The sequence below is a fragment of the Mycobacterium sp. NGS59 genome, from assembly GCF_059812345.1.
On sequence record NZ_JCALCN010000001.1, the window covers coordinates 84,837 to 100,843 of the forward strand.

13 protein-coding genes are annotated in these 16,007 nt (G+C 68.3%); 11 read left to right on the plus strand and 2 right to left on the minus strand.

All coding sequences use genetic code 11. The features are described from left to right. The first annotated feature begins 16 nt into the window (after positions 1-16). The 6 genes from AC5Y46_RS00405 (at position 17) to AC5Y46_RS00430 (ending at position 8,537) form a co-directional block, all read left to right on the plus strand. Positions 17-1,477 carry an aldehyde dehydrogenase family protein gene (locus tag AC5Y46_RS00405; protein ID WP_499989766.1) on the plus strand — a complete coding sequence of 487 codons (1,461 nt, stop codon included), beginning with the start codon at positions 17-19 and terminating at the stop codon, positions 1,475-1,477. After that, positions 1,474-3,690 carry a CaiB/BaiF CoA transferase family protein gene (locus tag AC5Y46_RS00410; protein WP_499989767.1) on the plus strand — a complete coding sequence of 739 codons (2,217 nt, stop codon included), beginning with the start codon at positions 1,474-1,476 and terminating at the stop codon, positions 3,688-3,690. The genes AC5Y46_RS00405 and AC5Y46_RS00410 overlap by 4 nt, the downstream gene beginning before the upstream one ends. A gap of 210 nt (positions 3,691-3,900) precedes the next feature. After that, positions 3,901-4,830, plus strand: coding sequence for a GGDEF domain-containing protein (locus tag AC5Y46_RS00415; protein ID WP_499941257.1), 930 nt, complete (start codon positions 3,901-3,903; stop codon positions 4,828-4,830). A 23-nt stretch (positions 4,831-4,853) separates the two neighbouring features. Then, a complete protein-coding gene (locus AC5Y46_RS00420) occupies positions 4,854-5,762 on the plus strand; it encodes an alpha/beta fold hydrolase (RefSeq protein WP_499941255.1) in 909 nt (302 codons plus the stop codon). Position 5,763: 1 nt separating this feature from the next. After that, positions 5,764-7,167: an acyl-CoA synthetase gene (locus AC5Y46_RS00425; protein ID WP_499941254.1), complete on the plus strand. Its 1,404-nt coding sequence runs from the start codon at positions 5,764-5,766 to the stop codon at positions 7,165-7,167. Positions 7,168-7,286: 119 nt separating this feature from the next. Continuing rightward, positions 7,287-8,537: an MFS transporter gene (locus AC5Y46_RS00430; protein WP_499941418.1), complete on the plus strand. Its 1,251-nt coding sequence runs from the start codon at positions 7,287-7,289 to the stop codon at positions 8,535-8,537. Here AC5Y46_RS00430 and dapD read toward each other — a convergent pair. Beyond that, on the minus strand, positions 8,534-9,478 hold the full coding sequence (dapD, locus tag AC5Y46_RS00435; protein WP_499941252.1) for a 2,3,4,5-tetrahydropyridine-2,6-dicarboxylate N-succinyltransferase: 945 nt from the start codon (positions 9,476-9,478) through the stop codon (positions 8,534-8,536). The two genes, AC5Y46_RS00430 and dapD, sit on opposite strands and share 4 nt — an antisense overlap. 95 nt (positions 9,479-9,573) lie before the next feature. On the opposite strand from dapD, the gene dapE reads away from it, so the two are divergent. Genes dapE through AC5Y46_RS00450 form a run of 3 tightly spaced genes read left to right on the plus strand, consistent with a single transcriptional unit; the run spans position 9,574 to position 11,317 of the window. Further along, on the plus strand, positions 9,574-10,638 hold the full coding sequence (gene dapE, locus AC5Y46_RS00440; RefSeq protein WP_499941250.1) for a succinyl-diaminopimelate desuccinylase: 1,065 nt from the start codon (positions 9,574-9,576) through the stop codon (positions 10,636-10,638). Between the two features lie 33 nt (positions 10,639-10,671). Next, a complete protein-coding gene (locus tag AC5Y46_RS00445) occupies positions 10,672-10,920 on the plus strand; it encodes a type II toxin-antitoxin system Phd/YefM family antitoxin (protein WP_499941248.1) in 249 nt (82 codons plus the stop codon). A 1-nt stretch (position 10,921) separates the two neighbouring features. Beyond that, complete coding sequence (locus AC5Y46_RS00450) at positions 10,922-11,317, plus strand: type II toxin-antitoxin system VapC family toxin (RefSeq protein WP_499941246.1); 396 nt, start codon at positions 10,922-10,924, stop codon at positions 11,315-11,317. A gap of 4 nt (positions 11,318-11,321) precedes the next feature. Here AC5Y46_RS00450 and AC5Y46_RS00455 read toward each other — a convergent pair whose 3' ends face one another. Further along, a complete protein-coding gene (locus AC5Y46_RS00455; RefSeq protein ID WP_499941244.1) occupies positions 11,322-13,439 on the minus strand; it encodes an AAA family ATPase in 2,118 nt (705 codons plus the stop codon). A 60-nt stretch (positions 13,440-13,499) separates the two neighbouring features. Here AC5Y46_RS00455 and log point away from each other — a divergent pair, with 60 nt between their 5' ends. After that, positions 13,500-14,051, plus strand: coding sequence for a cytokinin riboside 5'-monophosphate phosphoribohydrolase (gene log / locus AC5Y46_RS00460; RefSeq protein WP_499941243.1), 552 nt, complete (start codon positions 13,500-13,502; stop codon positions 14,049-14,051). A 60-nt stretch (positions 14,052-14,111) separates the two neighbouring features. Beyond that, on the plus strand, positions 14,112-15,893 hold the full coding sequence (fadD6, locus tag AC5Y46_RS00465; protein WP_499941241.1) for a long-chain-acyl-CoA synthetase FadD6: 1,782 nt from the start codon (positions 14,112-14,114) through the stop codon (positions 15,891-15,893). The last annotated feature ends 114 nt before the right edge of the window (positions 15,894-16,007 follow it).

Consider the following 16,007-nt stretch of genomic DNA (forward strand, 5'->3'; position numbering starts at 1 on the left):
TGGGGTGAGGAAGCAGATGGCTGCGGTACCGGCGCTCGTTGACACCTACCAGCTCTACATCGACGGACGCTGGGTGGAACCCGAGGACGGTCGCTACGACGACATCTCGCCGGCCACCGAGCAGACCATCGCCAGCGCCCCGGACGCCAGCGTCAGCCAGGTCGCCGAGGCGATCGGTGCCGCGCGCCGGGCATTCGACGAGGGCCCCTGGGGCACCAGCACGCCCGAGGTACGCGCGACGTGCCTCAATCAGCTCGGCGAGGCCCTACTCAAACACGCCGACGACTTCTTCGCGCTGTCCCAGCAGGAATGGGGCTGCATCGAGAACGAGCGGTTGATGCAGGTCGACGGTGCGGCGTTCATGTCCATGCACGCCGCCCAGCTGGCCACTCAGTTGGCCGACGAAGCCGTGACCGGTATCGGGGCCGGAACCACTTTGCTGCGGCACGAACCGCTGGGTGTGGTGTCGATCCTGACGCCGTGGAACTTCCCGCATTGCCTCAACGTGATGAAGCTCAACCACGCGCTGGCGGCCGGTGACACCGTCGTCCTCAAGCCGTCGCCACTCACGCCACTGGCCGGGCTGGCCCTGGCGCGGCTGATCGAAGAGCACACCGACATCCCGCCCGGTGTGGTCAATGTCGTCACCCCGTCGGGTGTGGAGGCGGCCAAACTGCTCACCACCGACCCCCGGATCGACATGGTCAGCTTCACCGGCAGCTCGGTGGTCGGGCGGCAGGTGATGTCCGCCGCGGGCGACACCCTCAAACGGATCCTGCTGGAACTCGGGGGCAAGTCGGCGTGCGTCATCCTCGACGACACCGACGTCACTGACGAGATGTTGCAGCAGATGCTGTTCGACTGTTGCTCGCTGCACGCCGGGCAGGCCTGCATCCTGCAAAGCAGGCTGCTGCTGCCGGATTCACTGCACGACGACGTCGTCGACCGGTTGGTGTCGATGGCCCGTGCGGTGAAGGTGGGCGACCCGACCGACCCGGGCGTGCAGATGGGTCCGTTGATCAGCGCCGCTCAGCGCGAGCGGGTGGCGAACCATGTCGCCGGCGCACTGGACGAGGGAGCCACGTTGGTGGCCGGCGGCGGACGCCCGGCCGGCCTGGACGTGGGGTTCTACTTCGAGCCGACGATCCTGACCGACGTGCAGCCCAATTCGGTTATCGCACAAGAGGAAGTGTTCGGGCCGGTGCTGAGCGTGGTCCGCTACCGCGACGACGACGACGCGGTCGCGATCGCGAACAACTCGCGTTACGGCCTGTCCGGGGCGGTCTGGAGCGGCGACGTGGATCGCGCCGTCGGCGTCGCCCGCCGCATCCGGACCGGGCAGGTTGCGGTCAACGGCTGCGGTGCCGGGGCCGCGCCGTTCGGCGGCTTCAAACTCAGCGGTCTGGGCCGCGAGGGTGGCGGCGTCGGCGGGGTGCACCAGTACATGGAGCCGATGGCCATCGGAGTTCCCGCGTGACGGGACCCCTTGCGGGGCTGCACGTCGTCGAAATCGCTACTGAGATCTCCGGCCCCTACGCCACCAAGCTGTTGGTCGACCTGGGCGCCGACGTCGTCAAAATCGAGCCCCCGGCAGGGGATCCGCTGCGCAGCTGGGGGCCTTTTCCGGGTGCGGCCCCCGATCCCGAACGCAGTGGCCTGTTCGAGTACCTCAATGACGGAAAGCGTTGCATCACACTGGATTTTAGCGAGACGGCCGATCTCGAAACCGCGCGTGAGCTGATCGCGGGGAGCCACGTCCTGGCCGAGAATCTACCGCCCGGGACGCTGCGGAAATACGGACTCGATGGGCTGACGCAGCTCAATCCAAATCTGGTGCGGCTCAGCATTTCTCACTTCGGTCACTGCGGGCCGTGGTGGGACCGCGCGGCGTCGGCGCTGACCATGCAAGCGGTGTCGGGCTGGATCAGCCACCGGGACCCGCAGCGACCGCCGGTACAGGCCGGTGCCCGGATCTCGGAGTACGTGGCCGGCGTCTACGGGGCGCTGGGTGCGCTGACGGCCCTGCGGCTAGCTTCCGGAGCGGTCAGACACGTCGACGTCTCGGAGTTCGAGTCGCTTCTGTCGACGCTGCCGTATCCGATGCTGATGGCCGAGCGGATGAAAAGCCTTGGCCTGCCGCCGAATATCCGCGCGGCGCCGATGCTGGGTGTGGTGCGCGCCGCCGACGGTTGGGTGGGCATCAACTGCCTGACCGGACAGCACTGGCTGGACGTGTGCGCGATGCTGGGCCTGCCCGAGTTCGGTGAGCACCAGATCGCCATCATGATGGGCGGCCCGGAGCGCGCCGAGTTCTTCGCCAAGGCCGAGCCGCTGCTGGCCGCCCAAACCGTCGCCGAGCTCGTCGAACTCAGCCAGGCGATGCGGATCCCGGCCGCTCCGGTCAACGACGGCGCCACCGTGCTGGATTCGCCGCAGTACGCCAAGCGCGGTTTCTTCGTGCAGGGCAACGGATTTCGGCGACCCGGCGCACCCTTCCGGATGGGCGCGAGCACGTCGGCACCCGCGCCGCCGACGGCGCCCACAGGCGCATTGCCGTTTGCCGGACTGCGGGTGCTGGACCTGAGCACGTTCTGGGCGGGGGCGTATCTGACCTGCTACCTGGGCGCGTTTGGCGCCGACATCGTCAAGGTCGAATCCATCCAGCGCCCCGACGGGCACCGCTACTCCGGCGCCTACCCGTTCGAGGGCGACGACTGGTACGAGCGCAGCGCGCTGTGGCAGGCCACCAACCTCAACAAGAAGGACCTCACGCTCGACCTCGGTTCGGCGGCCGGACGCGACATCGCCCACCGGCTGGCCGCGCAGGCCGACGTCGTCGTGGAGAACTTCTCCCCGCGCGTGGTCGAACAGTTCGGTCTGGACTACGACTCGCTGGTGAAGCTGAAACCCGACGTGATCGCGGTTCGGATGCCCGGCTTCGGACTGGACGGGCCCTGGCGCGACTACGTGGGCTGGGCGCTGAATATCGAGCAGACGTCGGGGATGACCGCGGTGACCGGATACGCCGAGGGGCCGCCGTGCAACCTGCAGGGCCCGGCCGATCCCATCGTCGGGATGCACGCCGGAGTGGCGTTGCTGGCCGCGCTCGAACACCGCCGCCGCACCGGCGAAGGCCAGTTGGTCGAGATCGCTCAGATCGAGGTCGCCGCCTGTGTGACCGCCGAACCGGTGATCGAGTACTCGATGAACGGTGTGGTGCGCCCGCGCGAAGGCAACCGCCGGCGCGGCTGCCTGCAGGGCGTCTATCCGACGAAGGACGAGGCCTGGGTGGCGGTGTCGCTGCCCGACGACGGAACGCTCGACCACGACACGTTCGACGAACTCGTCACCGGCTGGACCCGCACCCTGCCCGCCGATGCCGTCGTCGAAACCCTTCAGGGACAAGGGGTTGCGGCTGAGCGCGTGGCCACCGGCGACCGGATGTACGACTTCGCCCAACTGGACGCGCGGGATTTCTACGAGGATTTCGAGCACCCGGTCACCGGGCTGCGCCGCTTCCCCGGCTGGCCGTTTCGCATCGCCCCCGGACCCGAGCGGCACCACCGCAGCGCGCCGCCGACGCTCGGCCAGCACAACGACGAACTGCTGCGCGGCTTGGGGCTGTCCGACGACGAGATCGCCACGCTGCGCGAGCAACGGGTCATCGGCGAACGCCTACTGAACGCCTAAAACTCAAGGCCGAACCGTTCTAGACTGCTCTGGACGAAAGGGCTTCCGGCCGGTGCTGAGTGCGTTCAGGAACTTCGTGGTCGGCTGGTGGAATCAGCCGTCCGGTTTCGACTGGACCGTGCAGCAACTCCGCAATCGCGGGTTCCTCCGACTGCATCAGGCGTTCATGGGAATCCTGATGTTGTTTATGCCGGCATCAGCATCCTGACGGTGGTCTACCCGAATCTGAAAGTGCCCGAAGTCAGTTACCTGATCGTCGGGGTAGCGGTGGTCTCCGGCATCGGCTGGACATTCGGACCCTTTCCGTCCGAGCGGATCTCGGCTCTGTTCATCCTGGTGTCCAACCTCTGTGTTCTCGGGACCGTCATTAACGTCGGCCAGACCTTCCTGGCGATGCCCGGCCTGACGGTGTTGGCGATCAACGGCTTCTACATCGTGGCCCTGCACGGGCCGCGTGCTCTGACGCTGCACCTGTTGTTCTCCGCGGCATCGATTACCTGGTGCTACCTGGAATCGCTGCGGCAGCACCTGTTTCCGGCGAATGTCGTCACCATCAACGTATTGATCGTGGTGCCGATCGTGCTGGGGTTCCCGGTCGTGATGCAGGCTTATCTGCTGACGTTGCGGACGGGAGCCGTTGAGGCCCTGCATGATCCGTTGACCCGGCTCAACAACCGGCGCGGCCTGGAGGACAGTCTGGACGGTCTGGCGGGCGACACCACAGCGCCGCTGACGGCCCTCACCATCGACATCGACCAGTTCAAGGCGATCAACGACACCCACGGTCACGAAGCCGGTGACCGGGTGCTCACCACCCTCGCCGAATGCATGCGTGCCGCCCTCGCCGAGGCACCGTTCGACACGGCGGCGGCGCGGATCGGTGGCGAGGAGTTCGTGATCGTGCTGCGGGGCGAGAGCGAGGCGGGGCACGGGGTGGCCCGCAGGATCCATGCGGCGCTGGCCGGCAACGCGGCGGCGCCGCAATTCACCGTGAGCATCGGTATCGCCACCGGCACCTGCTCCTCGAGCACGGTGCACAACGTCGTGCACCGCCTCATCGACCGCGCGGACTCGGCGATGTACCTGGCGAAGCGAGCCGGTGGTGACCGTACCGAGGTGAAGCCGGAAAAGGTCGCCTGAACTGCGCTGATAGGCTGCTGCGCATGCCTGTCGCGATCGCCCGACCCAAGCTCGAAGGAAACATCGCCGTCGGCGAGAACCGCCAACTCGGCTTCGCCGAATTCGGCGCGCCGCAGGGTCGCGCGGTCTTCTGGCTGCACGGCACGCCCGGCGCACGCAGGCAGATCCCCACCGAGGCCCGCGTCTACGCCGACCTGCACGACATCCGCCTGATCGGCGTGGACCGCCCCGGCATCGGCTCGTCGACTCCGCACCGGTACGAAACCATCGCGGCCTTCGCCGACGACCTGCGCGTCATCGCCGACACCCTGGGCATCGACAAGATGGCGGTCGTGGGCCTGTCCGGCGGAGGTCCCTACACGTTGGCCTGCGCGGCCGGGCTGTCCGACCGGGTGGTGGCCGTCGGCGTACTGGGTGGCGTGGCCCCGACCCAGGGACCCGACGCGATCAGTGGCGGAGCCATGAACCTGGGCCTGCGGGTGGCGCCACTGCTGAAGTTCGGCGGCAACCCGTTGCGGATCGGTGCCAGCATGCTGATCCAGTCGATCCGGCCGGTCGCATCCAGCGCGCTCGACATCTATGCGCTGTTGTCACCGGAAGCCGACCGGCATCTGCTGACCCGGCCCGAGTTCAAAGCGATGTTCCTCGACGACCTGCTCAACGGCAGCCGCAAACAGCTGGCCGCGCCGTTCAACGACGTCATTCTGTTCGCCCGCGACTGGGGCTTCCGGCTCGAGGACGTGACGGTCCCGGTGCGCTGGTGGCACGGCGACCACGACCACATCATCCCGTTTGCGCACGGCGAGCACGTCGTCTCCCGGCTTCCCGACGCCGAGCTGTACCACCTGCCGGAGGAAAGCCACCTCGCCGGGCTGGGACGCGGCGAGGAGATCCTGGAGACCCTGCTCAAGATCTGGGACGAGCGGGCCTGACGTGCTGCTGACGTCGCTGAATCCCGCGGTAGCCACCGCCCGCGACGTGCCGGACGCGGTCAGCATCGACGGGTTCCGGCTGAGCCGCAGCGACCTGGTGGGTGCCGCGACGTCGGTGGCCGAGCGGGTGGCCGGCGCCCACCGGATCGCGGTGCTGGCCACCCCGACGGCATCGACGGTGCTGGCGATCGTCGGGTGCCTGATCGCCGGCGTGCCGGTCGTGCCGGTACCCGCCGACGTCGGCGTCGCCGAACGCCGGCACATGCTCACCGATTCCGGCGCCCAGGCGTGGCTGGGGCCGCAGCCCGAGGATCCCGATGGGCTGCAACACATTCCGGTGCGGTTGCACGCTCGCTCCTGGCACCGTTACGCCGAGCCGACGCCGGATGCGCTGGCGATGATCGTCTACACCTCGGGGACGACGGGTCTGCCCAAGGGTGTGCAGGTGAGCCGCCGGGCGATCGCCGCGGACCTCGACGCGCTGGCCGAAGCGTGGCAGTGGACGCCCGACGACGTGCTGGTGCATGGGCTGCCGCTCTACCACATCCACGGCTTGGTGCTCGGCCTGCTGGGGTCGCTGCGGGTGGGAAATCGGTTCGTGCACACCGGGAAACCCACACCGGCCGGCTACGCGGGCGCCGGTGGCACGCTCTACTTCGGGGTGCCGACGGTGTGGTCGCGGGTGGTGGCCGACCAGAGTGCCGCGCAGGCGCTGCGACCGGCGCGGCTGCTGGTGTCCGGGAGTGCCGCACTTCCGGTGCCGGTGTTCGAACGGCTCGAGGAACTGACCGGGCACCGGCCCATCGAACGCTACGGCGCCTCGGAGTCGTTGATCACCGTGTCCACCCGGGCCGACGGCGAGCGCCGCCCGGGTTGGGTGGGTCTGCCGCTGGCCGGGGTACAGACCCGGATGGTCGACGACCACGGTGCCCCGGTGCCGCATGACGCGGAAACCGTTGGCAAGCTTCAAGTTCGGGGTCTGACGCTGTTCGACGGATATCTGAACCGACCCGAGGCCACCGCCGAGGCATTCACCGACGACGGGTGGTACCGAACCGGCGACGTCGCCGTCGTCGACGAAGGCGGAATGCACCGCATCGTGGGCCGCGAGTCCGTCGACCTGATCAAGTCCGGCGGGTACCGGATCGGCGCCGGCGAGATCGAGACGGTACTGCTCGCACATCCCGGCGTCGACGAGGCCGCGGTGGTCGGGCCGCCCGACGAAGATCTGGGTCAGCGGATCGTGGCGTACGTGGTGGGATCGGCCAGCCCCGATGAGTTGATTCAGTTTGTCGCTGAGCAACTTTCGGTGCACAAGCGGCCGCGCGAGGTGCGGATGGTGGAGTCGCTGCCCCGCAATGCGCTCGGCAAGGTGCTCAAGAAGCAGTTGCTGGCCGAAGGCTGAGTTCCTGGCTGTACATGCACTGCCAGCGAGTTACCAGCATTTTCCAGGGAAACAGCCGCGTGCCGTCGCCTACCGTTTTCAAGGTGTCTGTCAGCACGATTGCTCCCAAGGTCACGCCGATGCGGCGGGTGGCCCTGGCCTGCCTGGTCGGATCGGCCGTCGAGTACTACGACTTCTTCATCTACGGCACCGCGGCCGCGCTGGTCTTTCCCACCGTGTTCTACCCGCACCTAGGACCGACGATGGCCACCGTCGCCTCGATGGGGACCTTCGCCACCGCGTTCCTGTCCCGGCCGCTGGGCGCCGCCGTCTTCGGGCATCTCGGTGACCGGTTGGGCCGTAAGCGCACCCTGGTCGCCACCCTGCTGATCATGGCGCTGTCCACCGTGACCGTGGGTTTGGTGCCCAGCACGGCAACCGTCGGCGCCGCGGCCCCGCTGATCCTGATCGTGCTGCGGATCATGCAGGGTTTCGCCGTCGGCGGCGAATGGGCCGGATCGGCCCTGCTGAGCGCCGAATCGGCGCCTGTCGGCCGACGAGGGTTCTACGGGATGTTCACCGCGCTCGGCGGCGGTATCGCGCTGGTGCTGACCAGCCTGACGTTCCTGGGCGTCAACGCGACCATCGGTGAAGGCAGCCATGCCTTCATGCAATGGGGATGGCGCATTCCCTTCCTGCTCAGCGCGGTGCTGATCGTCATCGCGCTGTACGTGCGGCTCAACATCAAGGAGACACCCGTCTTCGCCGGTCAGCAGACCAAAGCTGCCGCGCCGCTGGCCGAAGTGCTGCGACTGCAGCGCCGGGAGGTGGTCCTGGCCGGCGGCAGCGTGCTCGGCTGCTTCGCGTTCACGTATCTGGCGAGCGCGTATCTGCCCGGCTACGCCCACACTCAGCTCGGCTATTCGCGCAACCTGATCCTGGTCGTCGGGGTGTTGGGCGGGCTCACCTGCCTGGTGTTCGCCGCGCTGACGGCGGGGTTGTGCGACCGGTTCGGGCGGCGGCGCGTGCTGTTGGTCAGCTGGGCCGCGGCGCTGCCGTGGGCGTTGTCGGTGATGCCGCTGATCGACTCCCGCGACCCCGTGCTGTTCGCGGTCGCCATCCTGGGCATGTACGCCGTCTCCGCGAGCTGCTTCGGCCCGGTCGCTGCGTTCGTCCCCGAACTGTTCGCCACCCGCTACCGCTACACCGCGACCGCGCTGTCCATCAACCTGGCCGGCATCGCCGGCGGCGCGGTTCCGCCGCTGATCGCCGGCTGGCTGTTGGCCGCTCATGGGGCCGCCGGTATCGCGTTGATGCTGGTGATCCTGGTGGTGATCAGCCTGGCGTGCGTCTACCGACTGCCCGAAACGCGCGGCACCCGGCTGCGCTAGTTGGCGTGCAGGTCCTCGTTGAGCGCAATGCCCTGGCCGCCGCGCGGCACCACCTCGACCGCGCCACTGAGCGAATTGCGCCGGAACAACAGGTTGTTGCCGCCGGAGAGTTCGCTGGCCTTCAGCGTCGCGCCGTCGGGTCCGGTGAGCTTGGTGCCCGCGGTGACGTACAGGCCGGCCTCGACGACACAGTCGTCGCCCAATGAGATGCCCAGCCCCGCGTTGGCGCCCAGCAGGCAGCGTTTGCCGATCGAGATGACCTCGGTCCCGCCTCCGGACAGCGTGCCCATGATCGAGGCGCCGCCGCCGACGTCGGAGCCGTCGCCGACGACCACGCCCGCCGAAATGCGACCTTCCACCATCGACGCGCCCAGCGTGCCGGCGTTGTAGTTGACGAAGCCCTCGTGCATGACCGTGGTGCCCGCCGCCAGGTGCGCGCCCAATCGGACCCGGTCGGCGTCGGCGATACGCACGCCGGACGGCACCACGTAGTCGACCATCCGCGGGAATTTGTCGATGCCGTACACCGTAACCGGTCCATGTCGGCGCAGCCGCGCCCGAACCGCCTCGAAGCCCTCGATGGCGCACGGTCCGCGGTTGGTCCAGACCACGTTGGTCAATACCCCGAACAAGCCGCCTGCGTTGAGCCCGTGCGGCGCCACCAGGCGGTGGGAGAGCAGATGCAATCGCAGGTAGGCGTCGTAGGCGTCGCCGGCCTGTTCGTCGAGGGAGCCGATGACCGTGCGGATCGCGATGGTCTCGGTCTGGCGGTCGTCGTCACGGCCGACCAACGCTCCCAGCACGGCGGGAAGATCCGACAGGGCCAATCGCGTTGTGGCGCTGGTGTCCGACTCCGTCAGTTCCGGTTCAGGAAACCAGGCATCGAGGACAGATCCGTCGGAGGCCAGTGTCGCCAGGCCGATACCTGCTGCTCCAGTCACGGCGGCAAGGTTACTTTCCCCCCGCGAGCAGACGCAAAAGTCCCCTTTTTCGTCCCGAATAAGGGGACTTTGCGTCTGCTCGGCATACTTGGTGAGTGTTGGACCTGAAGGGTGATCCCGTTGAGCTGACCGCAGCGCTGGTCGACATCCCCAGTGAGTCGCGCGACGAGGCGCGCATCGCCGACGAGGTCGAGGCGGCGCTGCGCGCCCAGACGACCGGCTTCGAGATCGTCCGCAACGGCAACGCGGTGCTGGCCCGCACAGCGCTGAACCGGCCGTCGCGGGTGCTGCTCGCGGGGCATCTGGACACCGTGCCGGTCGCCGACAACCTGCCCAGCCGGCTGGACGGCGCTGAGTTGCACGGCTGCGGAACCGCGGACATGAAGTCCGGTGACGCGGTCTTCCTGCACCTGGCTGCCACCGTCGCCGACCCGGCGCACGACTTGACGCTGGTGATGTACGACTGTGAGGAGATCGACTCGGCGGCAAACGGTTTGGGCCGTATCGAGCGCGAGTTGCCGGACTGGCTCATCGCGGACGTCGCAGTCCTGGGTGAGCCCACCGCCGGCTTCATCGAGGCGGGGTGCCAGGGCACGTTGCGGGTCGTCGTCAGCGCCACCGGAACGCGGGCGCACTCGGCACGATCGTGGTTGGGCGACAACGCAATTCACAAGCTCGGCGGGGTCATGCAGCGACTCGCGGCGTATCAGCCGCGCAGCGTCGACATCGACGGCTGCGTGTACCGGGAGGGGTTGTCGGCGGTGCGCGTCGAGGGCGGCATCGCCGGGAACGTGATTCCCGACAGCGCCTCGGTGACGGTCAACTTCCGCTTCGCCCCCGACCGGTCGCCGCAGACCGCTCTCGCCCATGTCCACGAGGTGCTCGACGGGCTCGACGTGCAGATCACGCTGACCGACTCCGCGGCCGGTGCGCTGCCCGGCCTGTCGGCCCCCGCGGCGAGGTCTCTGGTCGAGGCCGCCGGGGGACAGGTTCGGGCCAAATACGGCTGGACTGACGTGTCACGCTTTGCCGCGCTTGGCATTCCGGCGATCAATTACGGTCCCGGTGACCCCAACCTGGCGCACAAGCGGGACGAGCGGGTGCCGGTCGCCAACATCACCGCGGCGGTGGAGATGCTGCGCAGCTATCTCAGCGCGTAGCCTGCTGTAGCACAAGTTGCTACAATCGGATGCGTGGTCCGGACGATCCCGCAGCGCGAACTGCGTAACGAGAACGGCAAAGTCATCGAGGCCGTAGCGGCGGGTGAGACCTTCGTTGTGACTCGAAATGGCGAACCGGTAGCCGAGCTTCGCCCCGTCAAGGCCGCTCGAAGCACCTTCGTCTCCCGCGACGAGGTGGCGGCGTTGCGGGATAGCGCGGTGCGCATCGACCATCGGCAGTTCCGGGTTGACCTGGATCGCGCGGTAGACCAAGGAATTTGAGTTGACCCGTGGCTTGCTTGACACCTCGGTCGTCGTCGACTGGCATGATCCCGCGGTGCTGGCCGCAATGCCCGACGAGGTGGCGATCTCGGCGATTACGGTCGCCGAACTGGCCGCCGGTCCGCGGTTGACCTCCGATCCGATGGAAGCGTCCCGACGCCAGGTCCGACTTCAGGAAGTGGAGTCACTTATCCAACCGCTGCCCTTCGATGCAGTCGCTGCACGCAGTTACGGACTTGTGGTCGCGGCTGTGGCCGGCGGAGGTCGCAAGCCGCGCAGCCGGTTCGCTGACCTCCTGATCGCGGCCACAGCACACGCCAACGGTCTCGACCTCTACACCCGGAACGGCGATGATTTCAGCCGACTCGACGACCTCATCCGGGTCGTCTCCATCTGAGTCGCTAGCCCTGCGCCTGCGCCGCGGCATCCCCGGCCGCCGCGCCCATCCCGATCGAGCCGAATTCGTCGGCCACCTCTTGCAGTGCGGCAGCGTCCCGACTGGCCAGCGCACGGGCATGCCGGACGACGAGATCGCCTACCTTGCAATTGATTTCGGCCGCCAAACGGGTCACCGGTTCCACCGCCCGGACATCGCCCAGCCGGATGGCGTCGTGCCACGCGCAGAGCGCGACCGCCGATTGCCCGGCGCGTTCGGCCATGCGGGCAGCATCTCGCGCCGCTGACGTCGCACCCATCGGGTCTCGTGCCGTGGCCCGGGTCCACGCCCGAGCCTGACCCAGCTCAGGGGCGAACACCGCCGACTTGGTTCCGTGCCGGGTTTCAGCGCGCCGCAACGCCTTTGCCGATCCCGGGATGTCGCCTTGGCGGGCGATGGTGGTGGTCAACAACATCAGCGACAGCGGACCCCAGGAGTAGCCGGACCGTTCCAGCACGGCCGCTGCGGGTTCCAACAACGCTGCGGCGGCGCCGAATTCGCCCTTGACGTTGAGCACGTAAGCCAGCAGCACCTCCCCGACGGCCCGTCCGGGTTGCTGCAGTTCGGCGAAGTCGGTGAATTGCTGAGCCAGCGTCTGTGCCTGGTCAGTCTCGCCCGCCATCAGCAGCGACGTGATCTGCGCCAGACCGGCGGTGAACCGCAACAGTCCGGGATGTTCTGCGGCGGTGGCTCTTTCGACCAGCGCGGCGACGTCGCCGAAGCGGCCCATCCGGGCCGAGGACAGCGCGGCCGAACTGGCCGCCCAGGCCACCGCCATGTCCCCTGCAGTCGGTGCCGAGAGCACTTCGGTGGACACCGCGATGGCCCGGTGCAGGTTTCCCGAGTTCATCGCGAACGTGGCGCTCAACCCGTCCAGCACGTTCTGTGACGCCGGCTCGGTCACCCGGTTGCGGGTCGTCTGCAAGAACGCCGTCGCCTTCTCCGGCTCACCGAGCATCCAGAACTGGTTGGCGGCCCGCGGCACCGCCCACGCGATCAAGTCCGCCTCGGACAGGTCGGCGGGGTTCACCGCGGCCAACAACTGGCCGGCCTCCCGGCCGCGGCCCTGCCAGGCCAGCGCCTGACCGAGCACCAGGCGGGCATCCAGGCCGCCCGACCGGTCCAGCACCGCCCGCGCCAACCGTTCGGCGAGTAACAGATCTCCCAGCCGCAGCGCCTGTTGGGCGGCGGCGGTGACTTCGGTGACCGGCTGAAGCGCGTCGCAGTCCAGCGCCAGCGACGCCAGTCGCAACCGGTCGCTGGGGTGCTCACAGGAGTGCTGGGAGAGCAACTCGACCAGCGCGGTGCGCCGCCGTCGCAGTTCGGCGGTGCTCAGCGCGACCCGGGCGCGTTCCCCGAACATCGGGTGCGCGGTGTACACGACCGGTTCGTCGTCGTTGCGGACCCGGGTTTCTGCGGCGCCCAGTTCTGCCGCCTGGGCGACGGCACCGTCGCCTGCCAGCACGGTCAGATCGGCCACCGTCAACGGCTCCACCAAAGCCAGGTAGTCCAGCACCAGGCGCGCGGATGCAGGTAACTCGGCGAGGAACTCGTCGACCTCCGCCGTCGTCGTGGCCCCACCGGGGGGCTCGATGTCGATGCGGTCCAGCAGCTCGTCCGTCCACAACGCCGCGACGGCGGCGGGCGCCGCGTCGGCGCGCGAGGTCACGATCATCCGGGCCGTACCCGTGCGGGCCAGCTGATACACCAGGGTCGCCGACAGGATGTCCAGGTCATGCGCCTCGTCGACGACGAGCAGCAAATCGCCCTGGTGGGCGTGGGCGGCCCGGGTCAGCGACGCGCGGGCGGCCCGCAACAGCTTCGCCGGTTTGCCGATGTCGGAGATCTCGACCAGATGGCCGAAGGCACCGAACGGCACCACGCGCTCGGTCGGGGTGCCCACGACCCAGCGGGTGACGGTTGCCGGATGTTCGCTGCAGAAACGCTCGGCGGCCAACCGGGCCAGGGTCGACTTGCCGACGCCGTCGGGCCCGAGGACGATCGCGCCACCAGAACCCTCCAGCGCGCCGTGCAGCCGCTCCAACGCCTCGGTGTGTTGCGGGACGTTCCAGCGGATCGGCACCGTTCGACTTTATGGCCCACCGGCGTGTGCCGGGGAAGGTGGGCGGTCTACCTTTCGGGTATGCCCTCAGACGGCCGGCTGGCGGTGGCCGTGTACTGCGCTGCCGCACCGACGCACCCCGAACTGCTGGAATTGGCCGCGGAGCTCGGTTCCGCGATCGCCGCGCGCGGATGGACGCTGGTGTGGGGCGGTGGGCACGTGTCGGCGATGGGGGCGGTGGCCTCGGCCGCGCGGGCTGGCGGCGGCTGGACCGTCGGCGTGATCCCCACGATGCTGCTGGACCGTGAACTGGCCGACCGTCAGGCCGACGAACTGATCGTCACCGACACGCTGAGCGAGCGGAAGCAGGTCATGGAAGGGCGGGCCGATGCGTTCATCGCACTGCCGGGGGGTGTCGGCACCCTCGACGAACTGTTGAGCGCGTGGACCGAGGGGTATCTCGGCGTGCACGACAAGCCCATCGTGATTCTGGACCCGTGGGGGCATTACGACGCCGTGCGGACGTGGATCTTCGGATTGCTGGACAGCGGCTACGTCTCCCAGGCCGCGGTGGACCGGCTGGTGGTGGTCGATAAGGTCGGCGAAGCGCTGGACGCCTGCGCACCGGCCTGACCGGTCCAGGCCGCCCGGCGGTATGTACTCAGCGGGTCTGCAAGGGAATCGAGGGATCAGGTGGCCGATCACGGCGGTGGCACGAACACACGAGTCAAACTGACCGATCTCGCGGTACGGATTCCCGGGCTGGTGGCCGACGCGCCCTCGATCCTGCGTGCGGTGAGGACCGGCCTGCTGCCGCGTCCCGGTTCCAGGACGTCGATCGGCGCGGTGTTCCAGGAGCGCGCCGCCCGCTACGCCGACCGCGTTTTTCTGAAGTTCGGCGACCAGCAACTGACGTACAACGAGGCGAACGCCGCCGCCAACCGCTACGCCGCCGTGTTGGCCGCCCGCGGCGTCGGGCCCGGCGACGTGGTGGGCGTGATGCTGCGCAACTCGCCCAACACCGTGCTGACGATGCTGGCGGCGGTCAAGTGCGGCGCGATCGCCGGCATGCTCAACTACCACCAGCGTGGGGACGTCCTGCGGCACAGCTTGGGTTTGCTGGATGCCAAGGTGCTGGTCGCCGAATCCGACCTGGTCAGCGCCGTCAGCGAAGCCGGCGGGTCGGCCGGGGACGTGCTGACCATCGAAGACGTCGAGCAATTCGCCGCGACCGCGCCGGCGACCAACCCGGACTCGGTGTCGACGGTGCGTGCCCGGGACACCGCGTTCTACATCTTCACCTCCGGCACCACCGGCTATCCGAAGGCCAGCGTGATGACGCACTACCGGTGGCTCAAAGCCCTCGGCGCATTCGGCGGGCTGGGGCTGCGGTTGAAGGCCTCCGACACCATGTACAGCTGCCTGCCGCTGTACCACAACAATGCGCTGACCGTCGCGCTGTCGTCGGTGATCAATTCCGGTGCGACGCTGGCGCTGGGCAAGTCGTTCTCGGCTTCACGGTTCTGGGACGAGGTGATCGCCAGCGATGCCACCGCGTTCATCTACATCGGCGAAGTGTGCCGCTACCTGCTCAACCAGCCGGCCAAACCGACCGACCGCAGGCACAAGGTCCGCGTCATCGCCGGCAACGGGCTGCGCCCGGACATCTGGGACGAATTCACCAAACGATTCGGCATCGCCCGGGTCTGCGAGTTCTACGCCGCCAGCGAAGGCACCACCGCGTTCATCAACATCTTCAACGTGCCGCGCAGCACCGGTATCTCGCCGATGCCGCTGGCCTACGTCGAATACGACCCTGACACCGGTGAGCCGGTGCGCGACGACAACGGACGGGTGCGGCGCGTGCCCGCCGGCGAACCGGGCCTGTTGCTCAGCCCGGTCAACCGGCTGCAGCCCTTCGACGGTTACACCGACAAGGAAGCCACCGAGAAGAAGCTGGTGCGCAACGCCTTCAAAGAAGGCGACACGTATTTCAACACCGGCGACGTGATGAGCCCGCAGGGCCTGTTCCACGCCGCGTTCGTCGACCGGTTGGGCGACACGTTCCGCTGGAAGGGCGAGAACGTGGCGACGACCCAAGTCGAGGCCGCGGTGGCGTCGGATTCTCAGGTCGAAGAATGCACCGTGTTCGGCGTCGAGGTGCCCGACACCGGTGGGCGCGCCGGGATGGCGGCGGTCAAGCTGCGCGAGGGCAAGGAATTCGACGGTCAGTCCCTGGCGCGCGCGGTGTACGACAATTTGCCCGGTTACGCGCTGCCGCTGTTCGTGCGGCTGGTGGAGTCGCTGGAGCACACCACGACGTTCAAGAGCCGCAAGGTCGAGCTGCGAAAGCAGGCTTACGGCTCCGATATCGAGGATCCGCTCTACGTGCTGGCCGGCCGTAAGGAGGGCTACGTCGAGTACTACGACGAGTATCCGGGTGAGGTCGCGGCGGGTAAGCGGCCGCAGGGCTGACGGCCGTCGCTTGCGCGCCCGCGTTTGACTGTGAAGTCTCGGCGTTGCCGGTGAGCTCAGGGCGGGATTTATTCGATTTTCCCGCCGTACTTTCACCGGCGAAGCCCTCGTTCA

Bases quoted from the DNA above. Each gene is read 5' to 3' on its own strand.
- AC5Y46_RS00420 (WP_499941255.1), top strand. From the start codon at position 4,854: ATGCCTGTCGCGATCGCCCGACCCAAGCTCGAAGGAAACATCGCCGTC.
- AC5Y46_RS00405 (WP_499989766.1), top strand. From the start codon at position 17: ATGGCTGCGGTACCGGCGCTCGTTGACACCTACCAGCTCTACATCGAC.
- AC5Y46_RS00430 (WP_499941418.1), top strand. From the start codon at position 7,287: ATGCGGCGGGTGGCCCTGGCCTGCCTGGTCGGATCGGCCGTCGAGTAC.
- log (WP_499941243.1), top strand. From the start codon at position 13,500: ATGCCCTCAGACGGCCGGCTGGCGGTGGCCGTGTACTGCGCTGCCGCA.